Raw genomic sequence first — 1,172 nt, 5'->3', positions numbered from 1 at the left:
CAGCGCCCACTTCTTCGCGGTTGGCCAGGACACCCGGAAGTAGTCCGCTGCTGCCGCGATCGTCCAGTCCTCGTCGATGACCTTCTGGGCGAGACGGAGCCTTTGGCGCGGGGTCAGCGCCGCGTTAGCGTGAGACACGAGAACCTCCCTGGTTCAGAGCGGATGCGGTAGCAGCTCCACTCTGCCGGGAGGTTCTCGTCACATCAGGGAAGCCAGATCAAACAACGTCCCTGGGCAGTACACCTAGCGCTCACCACCCGAGAACTCGGGGCACATGCCCCAGATGCCCAGGCCCTCGGCCTGGGCATCGTGCTGTGCGGCGAGCAGCGCCGCGTAGTGCGTGTCGTTGCGCCCCACCCGGATCGCCTCGCCCGCTCCGGATGCCACCAGCTCCCGGTTGACGAAGGTCCCGTCCTGGGTCCACACGTAGAGCAGCGCACGACCGTACCGATCGCGCTCCTCGATGTCCGCCGCCGCCCACACGGGCGCGCCCACCGGCGCCATCCGCCGCAGCGCCTCGCGCGCCTCGTCGGCCCCGCACTCGGGCTCATCCGACCCGGACGCCCCCGGCCCCTCGGGCGTATCCACCCCGATCAGCCGCACCCGCTCGACACCCCCGTCGGCCCGCTCCAGGCTCAGCGTGTCGCCGTCATGCACATACTCGACGACCCACCGCTCGGCCCCCTCCGGCACCCCTCCCGAAGGCGTCCCGGTCCCAGGCCGCAGGCCCGACCACCACACCAATGCGGCCCCGACCACGACCACAACAGCCGCCACCACGCTCAGTCCCCGCCGCATCCCGGCCCTCATCCCTCCCCCGTCACCTCGACCGCTGTCGCCCGCCCCGCGGCACAGCGCACCACCCCGCGGCACAGCGCACCACCCCGCGGCAGAGCGCAGGCGCAAGGGGGTCCGGTCGCGAACTAGGGCATGTCTGACAATTGCCGGGTCCAGGCGATGACGGCGTTGAGGATGACAGCGGCCCGGTAGGTGATCGCGAGTTTGTCGTAGCGGGTGGCGAGTCCTCGCCATTGCTTGATGTGGCAGTAGCGGCGCTCGATGACGTTGCGGCCCTTGTAGTCGGCGGCGTCGAGGCCGACGGGGCGTCCGCCGCGTGAGCCGCGGCGCTTGCGGTGGCCTTGCTGGTCGGACGGCTCGGGGATCACGGCCTT

Annotated in this window: 1 protein-coding gene and 2 pseudogenes; all 3 read right to left on the bottom strand. The window is 70.8% G+C overall.

What is annotated here, in order from left to right; all coding sequences use genetic code 11:
- Nucleotides 1-138: pseudogene (locus tag B5M43_RS14855) on the bottom strand (leucine zipper domain-containing protein); the annotation flags it as partial.
- Between the two features lie 105 nt (nt 139-243).
- Nucleotides 244-798 (bottom strand): thermonuclease family protein, encoded by a 555-nt coding sequence (locus B5M43_RS14850; protein WP_230668272.1) that lies wholly within the window; start codon nt 796-798, stop codon nt 244-246.
- A gap of 125 nt (nt 799-923) precedes the next feature.
- Nucleotides 924-1,172 (bottom strand): annotated as a pseudogene (locus tag B5M43_RS14845) (IS5/IS1182 family transposase); the annotation flags it as partial.

The organism is Microbacterium sp. MEC084 (assembly GCF_004514465.2).
Taxonomy (GTDB): domain Bacteria; phylum Actinomycetota; class Actinomycetes; order Actinomycetales; family Microbacteriaceae; genus Microbacterium.
The sequence above is the reverse complement of the archived record's forward strand: the minus strand, read 5'-3'. Positions and strand labels throughout refer to the sequence as shown.